The organism is Bacteroidales bacterium (assembly GCA_031275285.1).
GTDB lineage: Bacteria > Bacteroidota > Bacteroidia > Bacteroidales > UBA4181 > JAIRLS01.
This window is the reverse complement of the sequence record JAISOY010000050.1, coordinates 1-8370: the sequence shown is the minus strand read 5'-3', so window position 1 is coordinate 8370 and position 8370 is coordinate 1. Positions and strand designations below refer to the sequence as shown.

Sequence of the window (8370 nt, the reverse complement as noted above, 5' to 3'; positions counted from 1 at the left end):
GTGACAGCATGCAGATGGGTGGTTTCATCAAAATGGACCTTTCCGGAAGCTTTTTTATGGATGAGGTGATGAATGGCAATTACGGTAAGATAAAAGCAAGCGGGGGAATAGATGTCGATGATGTATTGTTAAAGGGTACAGACGGATTGGATCTTTTTGCTTCGATGGCCAGTGTCCGGTTAGGAAGTAATGTGAAGGACAGTATCAGGGGCCGGGAAGTCGAAACCCTATTGAGGGGAAATGTTGATATTGACAGTATATCGCTGGATACAGGCAATGGAGTACTTGCAAAAGCCGGGAAATTATCGGTACGGTTCCGGACTACTGCGCCCAGGGATTCGAATACGATTGCTGCGGTTTCTACATCTTTCAGGTCTGAAAATATCTTTTTGGATATGGGCGATTCAGTGAAAGCACTTGCTTTGAAAACATCCGCATCCCTGAGAATGGTTCCATCCCCGGATAATCCGAAAAAACCAGAGCTCATTGCACGGATCAACCTGGATAACCTGGGTGCCCGTATGCCCGTAGCAGGGGGATATATCAATAATGCCTCTTTCCAGATGAGAATGAAACAAAGGGAATCCGGAAGAAGACGGGAGCAACAGCATACCAGGGCTGACTCTGCATGGGTACAACGGTTTGATTCCCTTCGCAGGCAGAACCAGGATTCATACCTTTCTTTCCAGCTGGCATCGGAAGATGCCAGAAAACTGATACGCGACATGGATCTATCAGGTTCCTTCCAATGCAAAGATATGAACCTGAGAACCCCCTTCTTTCCTTTACCTGTAAAGATGATACAGTCTGAACTGGGATTCACGACCAATAGCCTCTCATTAACCAATACCCGTTTTAAAGCGGGAGTTTCAGACCTGATGCTTACCGGTAGTATTGAAGGAATCCAGCAGTTATTACTCCGTAACGGACGATTAACGGCCAGATTGGGCATTGAGTCGGACACACTGGATGTCAATGAAATAATACGAGCCATTGCTGCAGGGACCGAATTTGCCGGCAGCGATGTAAATCGAAGGGATTCGATTGCTCAGGTAGTCTTCGATGATACCAATGATCTTACCGGACCATCGGATACCGCTACAGGTATATTTGTTATTCCGAGGAATATTGATTTTGAGTTGGATACAAAATTAAAAAAGGCCGTTTTTAGTAATCTTTTGCTGGATAATGTCGCCGGTAAGGTCATAATCCGGAATCAGTCACTTCGTTTACCCGACCTGCAACTGAGTTCTGAAGTAGGAAATGTAGATTTATCCCTTGTGTATAAGGCGACCGATAAAAAGAAAGCCAATTTGGGCCTGGATATTAAGATGGACAGGATCTACATAAAAGAGTTGTTGGGAGGATTTCCGATGATCGATACACTGGCTCCGATGTTAAAATCCTTCGAAGGGGTGGTTAGTTGTAATATGGCAATCATGAGTGAGTTGGACGAAAAATCGGATTTTATTCTTCCGGAAACGAGTGCTTCGTGCTATCTGCATGGTAAAAATATGGTTTTGCTTGATGGGGAAACGTTTGCAGAAATATCGAAAATGTTGATGTTTAAAAATAAGAAACGGAATATGATCGATTCCATATCGGTTGAGTTTATCATGGAAGACAACAGCCTGATGGTTTTTCCCTTTATGGTCTCTATCGATAGGTATACCGTAGGAGTAGGAGGGGTACAGAACCTTGACATGAGTTTTGATTACCATATTTCCGTTTTGAAATCCCCGCTGCCTTTTAAACTCGGATTGAATATTTCGGGTACTCCGGATAAAATAAAATTCAGACTGGCAAAAGCCAAATACAAGGATTTATTTACTCCTGCAAAAAAACAGACCCTGGCATCCGTGCAGGTAAACCTCAGGCAACAAATGTATGATCATCTTAAAAAGACCATTGATGAAATTATCAATGAACCATCGGCTACCCCGTCTTTTAAGTCCAGGTTGATGATTAGTGAAGATCTTAAACAGGAGTATTTTAAACTCGATACGACTACCGTAGCGCTTCCGGAAGAAATACCGGAAGAATCCGCAGTACCCTCTAATTAATAGTACCTATGTAGGAAGCCCGGGTGTCGTTATATCTTATATAATGTTAAACAGCTTCTGAAACTATTGAATTACTTATTTGCTTTCAGTATATTACGGATATACTGGTCTTTGCCGTTATTTACATATAATAGATAATTCCCATCAGGTAAATCTTCCATAGGAAGTGTTATGGTTCTTTTCTTTCCTGAAGAAACGTCCAGATATACTTTTGTCCCTTGGGGATCGGTTAATTTTAGGCGGCAATTCCGCTCTGTTTCTTTAGAAAAATTCACCATCAGGTTTTGACGTCTTTTGATATATGTATCACATTGTATCATATCGTCCGCAGTGGGAAAATCCTTTACCTTAACCAGGCTTTGTATCTCTTTAAGTACATAGTAGTACGGATCAATTTTAATCTCGGTTACATTACCGGGAATGTCGAAAACAAAAAACTCTTTGTTGGTAAGGATAGGTACACGGATTAAGGTATCATTGGCTCCGGACCGGTTGAAACATATATCTAAATCGGTTATGAATAATGGATTCGATTTGGAAGAACCGGTATGCTCCAGCAATAATTCGACATTTGGTCCGTTTTTCCGCCAGGAGATGCCAAATACAGGATGTCCTTCTCCAAAATACCACTGATCAAAGCAGTGCGTGAGGTCTATTCCCGTATATTCCTGTGCAAAGTTTTTGAAATCCATACCCGTGGCTACTGAAAAGGCATATTTTTTCAGGAATTCGCGTAACAGGCCGAAAAATGTTTCATCATCGTTGATGATATAACGGATATAATGTACCAAAGCCGCTCCTTTCTTGTAACTTAGGCTCATGCTGAATATCCGCCATATATCATTTGCCGATTCCTTCGGGATAAATATCGATCCCTGTTTTGACCAGGTAGCCATCTCATGGGTGTCAAGCATCCACCGGGTGGCTTTTCTTGCTGATCCCAGATATTCCAATGCCAGGTATTCACTATAGGTAGCAAATCCTTCATTGATCCATACATCCTGAAAAGAAGCGCATGTCACCAGGTTGCCGAACCATTGGTGTGCCAGTTCATGGGCCACCAGCAAGAAATCGAAGGAGGAAATGGTGGTCATGGTTTGATGTTCCATCCCACCACCCATAGGTGCTGCACAATGTCCGTATTTTTCATTAGCGAAAGGATATGGCAGGAATAATTTGGAATATAATCCTATCAATGACCGGGTAGTATCGATCCAGGATTGATTATTTTCCAGATAGCCGTCCCTATCATAAATATAGTTCTGGATCAGGACCGGATCCCCGGTTTGTTCGTTGGAGGTATAGATATTGTATTCCCGGTATTCCGAGACAGCAAAAGACAATAGATAATATGCCACCGGATAACGGGTCTTCCATTCATAACGCAGTTTGTTGTCCGGCATAGGTGTTACCGATGAAAGGATACCCGGCGCACCTGCTTTCAAATGTCCGGGAACTGTAATGAATAGGTAAGCGGAATCTGCTTTGTCCGGAAGGTGTTGTTTGCAGGGGAACCAGTTTTTTGCATTATACGGCTGGGAAAGCGTCCATGTGACCGGTATATTCCAGGAATCATCTTTACGATTGGTGATGGCTGAGAAAAAACCTTCATTTTTCTTATCTGCAACGGAATAGCTTACAGAAATCGTGTAATCCTGATTTTCGGTCAATACGAAGGAACTATAAGCATAAAGAAGCCCGTCTGCATGACGGAATGAAACCGGGTTCCCGTCTAACCAAACCGAATCTACATGCAGATGATCACCCAATTCTAATATAAGGCGGTCCAGTCCTGTTTTTTCAATAGCTGCCACCACATCTGCCTTTCCTTTTATAGCAGTGGTCATATGATCAGCTTCGATGTCTATTTTATAAAATTTTATATCATAGTCCTGATACCAATCAGGAACCGGAGCATAAGGTTGCGCATGACCACATGTATAAAAAAAGAAGTAGAAAAAATAAAGATATATTTTCATTGATACTTTTTTGAAAGTACAAAAGTACAAGAATAATTGTGAAAGTGATCATAGCCTGTACCCGAGCCCCTGTGATTTTTTTCTATCTATGTGTGCTGGTAAAGAGCTACTTTGATCAAATTTACAGACGGCACTTAGGAATTGAATAAAAAATATCAGCTATTTTTGGATCACCGATGTAAAAATAAATAGACCAATGAATATTGAAGAGTTGAGGGAGTATTGCCTGTCAGTAAAAGGAGCTTCGGAAAGCTTTCCATTTGATGATACAATACTAGTCTTCAAAATAATGGGAAAAATGTTCGCTTATATCAGTATCACACCCAAAGATAGTTTCAAGGTAAACCTGAAATGTGATGCGGACCGTTCTGTTGAACTAAGGGAGCGTTATGAGGGTGTGGAAAGGGGACATTATGCCAATACCCTGCTCTGGAATGCTGTTGGTCTTGAAAGTGATGTATCCGATATTTTGATCAAAGAATTAATCGATCATTCGGTAAGTGAGGTCATCAGGAAATTACCGAAAAAATTACGGGAAGAATACAAACATCTGAAAGAATAAATTTCAGCTTTGTTACAGTAATTATTAAACCGTTACCATGATCAATTCCTTGATCATTTCGGTCATCTTAGGCTCTGCTTCACCGGCTGCATTTACTACATCTGAAATGCCTACTTCTTTGATTTTTCCGGGAACACCCAGATCGGTAATAATGGAAACTGCAAAACAAGGGAGGCTCATATGACGTGCTACAATTACTTCAGGAACAGTAGACATTCCCACAACATCTCCTCCGATTATCCGGACATACTGGTATTCTTTAGGGGTTTCCAGTGTCGGTCCGGTTAGCCCGACATAGCATCCTGTATGGCAGCGTATTTTCAGGCGCTTTGCAATCTCTTGCCCAGTGTCGATCATCTTCTTATCATATGGTTCACTCATATCCGGGAAGCGGGAACCCAGCATCGCGATGTTTTCTCCAATCAATGGGTTCGGCATCAGATTGATATGGTCATTCAGGATCATGATATCTCCGATTTCGTAATCAGGGTTGACTCCACCGCTTGCATTGGATATGATCAGGCGACGAATACCCAGGAATTTCATCACACGGACCGGGAAAGTAACCTGATCCATGGTATATCCTTCATAATAATGAAACCTGCCCTGCATGGCTACAACCTTCTGTCCCGACAAATAGCCAAAAATAAGGAGACCTTTATGGCTTTCCACTGTCGATTCGGGAAAATTCGGAATATCCCTGTAGTGAAAGGTATGGACTATCTCAATTTCATTGACAAGACCACCCAGGTCTGTACCTAATATAATACCCCAATCGGGACGAAAATCATTGATCTTCTCCTCGATATATGCCACTGTATTTAAAACTTTATCCACCATACTTGTTCTGATTAATATGAATGACAAGTTAAGTATCCAATGCTATTTGTTTTTCTTAAGTCGCATTATTTGATCTGGTTACATTTATCAAATGCGATATTAATTTACCGGTAATACTTAAATGTTCACGGAACGCAATAATACAATAAAATCGGATACAAAACAACGATTTACTCCGATTTCCACTCGTAAGCCCCCAGATCAGGTTTTCCGTCCAGTATCCTGTTATTTCCGTCCAGGTCGAGAGGAATACTTTCGGAAATAATGATGTCTCCCGCATTACGGGCAGGGGATGTTTCTTCCAGGCGAAAATTTCCTCCGATGGGATCAATGAATAATGGGTTAGCCTGGGTGAGCACATTTTCAAAAAACGGCGAATTAATGGTCGTACGCAGTAAACAATGATGGAATTTATAATCCACATCATTGCCGGGTAATAATTCATTGTTCAGGGTTCCATAGATAATGCTGTTATTTACGGTAACTGCCAATGGAATGCCGGTTTTGTTTTCCGTACCCTCCGGTGGATATGCGTGGCTGATGGATAGAACCGGGATGCTTTTGCGTCTGGTGTATGCTGAATAGTTATTTACCATGGTACAGTGGGTGAAGCGGCTTGTTCCTCCACCGAAAAGACCTGTGGTATAGTAACCGCAATTTGCTATCAGGCAATTATAGGCGTCAAGATCCGAGGAAAAGGTCATCAGGCAGGAGTAAGACATGTCCCGGATCACAACCGCATCAAGTAAAAGATATGGAACTGCATCATAAGAAGAGGTGCTCAGCAAAATCCCATTGGTGCCGTTACGAATGTAGACATTCCTTAAAATATTGTCACGGCTCGTCGTAGAAAAGATAATACTGCCCCATTGGCCGGGGATGTCATCGTACAACACTTCGGTACGGCTGCCCGAAAAGATAACCGGTTCTTCTGTGGTACCTTCTGCAACCAGTGAGCCTTTAACAAGCAGGTCTGCTCCCTGATACATGTGTACTTTTACTCCGGGACCGATTTTTAGTGTGTGTAATGAGTCTACGACCAGGCGTCCGTAGATCAGGTATGGTTTATTTCCCTGCCATACCTGAGATTGGATTGTATCATCGCGTAAAATAAATACATCCTGTCCGTATGCTTCCGTAAGAACTTTCTGGCGGTTGCCATTGGTTTCAAAAATAACAGAATCAGTCACCAATACCGGCCACTCGTCGTTCAAAGGATGTATCGTTGCTTCCACAAAAATGTACATGCTGTCCTCGGCGGCAATTTCAACATTGCACGTGTTTTCAACAGGCCTGCCATCAATATTGAACCTGAAAGGAGTTTCTTTTCCGGAAAGGATGATCTGGCTACGGACTTTTTTCTTATTCGGATTGTACACCATCAGCCGTTTTGTTGCCGACCCCAATTCGGTAAATACGGTATCAAAGCGCAGGGTATCGACTGAAAAGTCCAGCTGATATGATGCATCGTTAGAGATATCGTTTTTAGAACACGACATGAAGACGCCCAGGGCTGATAGTACCAAAAATATATATATGTTTTTTGAGAATGTCATTCAATCATCGATTTTTCAATTTTTGCAACGATTTCATCTAAATGGAATCCGTTTTCCGGACGCAGTATAAGGTAAACATCCGTACCGGAAGCCAGTTTTTTCAGCTGGTCGAAATGTTCCTGTTCTATCCCCATAGCTTTAACAAATAACGGCCGGTAGGTATTCATCCGTAAAGCATGGAATTTATCTATTCCGTATAATGGGACTACCTCTGTCTGCTTCTTTGGATGACGACCAAGTATATAAATAGCCTGCAAAGGGAATGTATGGGATGCCACCTGATTGTATGGTGAGAAACCGATTTTTCCACTCTGCCCGAGCATTCTTCCCCGGTTCACATCGAATTCCAGTTGTTGTATGGAATCCCTGCATAATTTGATTTGCGGGATACCGGGAGATGTCTCCGGAATCCCATCCGGAGAAAATGTAATGGCCGTTACATCATCACTCAACAATTGAAACCCCTTTTTCATCATCGATGCGGCTAGTGTGGACTTTCCTATTCCTGACGGACCGGAAAAGACCATGGATTGCCCGTCTTTATTTACCGAACTTCCATGGAAGGGTAAAATACCACGTTGGTAAAGTAAAGCCCCCATGGCCGAACCCAGCAGGAATAAACGGATCATTTCCCGGGATGTTTCCTTATGTGGATAAACGGTAATGGTTTTTCCGTTTTCAACCAGGAAACGGCCCACCTGGTCAATGTGCAATAGTACCAGTTGTGGAAGTACTTCCACCCATTCCCCAATGATGGATGCATTTTCCAGATGTTCCGCAACAAAGCCCTCGCGGAAAAATATGTCCGCAACGGTATCCGTGGTATTGGGTGTTAATTCCGGACATTCAAACTGTGCATGTATGTTAAGGCCGAAAGCCTGGTATAAAAAGCTCAAAACAGGATATTTAACGGATGTAAATATACGCAGTTATTCTTTTGTTTCTATCGCGTCGGTCAGTAATTCAAAAACCCTTGTTCGTAAATCGGAGGTAATCAATTTGGTATTGGTGGTTTCAGGGCATATCCGGTTGGATAAAAAAACGAGCAATAGTCCGGTCTTAGGATCTGCCCAGGCATATGTTCCGGTAAAGCCGCTATGGCCAAAGCTTTCCAATGATGCGTTTCCAGCAGCGGGATTCTGCTTCCTGGAATCTGTCTCAGGCTTATCAAATCCGATCCCCCGGCGGTTTCCCTGCCTGCGGAACGGGGCTGAGGTAAATGTTTCCATGGTTTTTTCTTCAATATACCGTTCACCGCCATATATTCCCATATTCAGGTACATCTGCATCAGTTTGGCGAGGTCATTGGCATTGCCGAATACGCCGGCATGTCCGCTTACCCCTCCCAATAATGCTGCATTTTCATCATG

At 42.6% G+C, this 8370-nt stretch carries 7 protein-coding genes; 2 read left to right on the top strand and 5 right to left on the bottom strand.

Going from position 1 to position 8370, the window contains the following annotated elements:
* Window positions 1–2063 (top strand): hypothetical protein (locus tag LBQ60_04745; GenBank protein MDR2037212.1); only part of this gene is annotated, 2063 nt, incomplete at its 5' end.
* Between the two features lie 71 nt (window positions 2064–2134).
* Here the strand turns inward: LBQ60_04745 and LBQ60_04740 are convergent.
* Entirely contained in the window at window positions 2135–4042 is a 1908-nt protein-coding gene (locus LBQ60_04740) for a M1 family metallopeptidase (GenBank protein ID MDR2037211.1), read from the bottom strand.
* A gap of 196 nt (window positions 4043–4238) precedes the next feature.
* On the opposite strand from LBQ60_04740, the gene LBQ60_04735 reads away from it, so the two are divergent.
* A complete protein-coding gene (locus tag LBQ60_04735) occupies window positions 4239–4604 on the top strand; it encodes an MmcQ/YjbR family DNA-binding protein (GenBank protein MDR2037210.1) in 366 nt (121 codons plus the stop codon).
* Between the two features lie 24 nt (window positions 4605–4628).
* On the opposite strand, the gene LBQ60_04730 is transcribed toward LBQ60_04735, so the two are convergent.
* From LBQ60_04730 to LBQ60_04715, 4 genes are all read right to left on the bottom strand, one after another.
* Window positions 4629–5444, bottom strand: a complete 816-nt coding sequence (locus tag LBQ60_04730; GenBank protein MDR2037209.1) for a purine-nucleoside phosphorylase — start codon at window positions 5442–5444, stop codon at window positions 4629–4631.
* Window positions 5445–5614: 170 nt separating this feature from the next.
* Entirely contained in the window at window positions 5615–6970 is a 1356-nt protein-coding gene (locus LBQ60_04725) for a hypothetical protein (GenBank protein ID MDR2037208.1), read from the bottom strand.
* Window positions 6971–6996: 26 nt separating this feature from the next.
* Complete coding sequence (locus LBQ60_04720) at window positions 6997–7896, bottom strand: hypothetical protein (protein ID MDR2037207.1); 900 nt, start codon at window positions 7894–7896, stop codon at window positions 6997–6999.
* 33 nt (window positions 7897–7929) lie between these two features.
* Window positions 7930–8370: serine hydrolase (locus tag LBQ60_04715; protein ID MDR2037206.1), on the bottom strand; the 441-nt coding region annotated here is incomplete at its 5' end.

Excerpts from the sequence above, each read along its gene's own strand:
- LBQ60_04730 (MDR2037209.1), bottom strand. The coding sequence starts at position 5,444 with ATGGTGGATAAAGTTTTAAATACAGTGGCATATATCGAGGAGAAGATC.
- LBQ60_04735 (MDR2037210.1), top strand. The coding sequence starts at position 4,239 with ATGAATATTGAAGAGTTGAGGGAGTATTGCCTGTCAGTAAAAGGAGCT.
- LBQ60_04740 (MDR2037211.1), bottom strand. The coding sequence starts at position 4,042 with ATGAAAATATATCTTTATTTTTTCTACTTCTTTTTTTATACATGTGGT.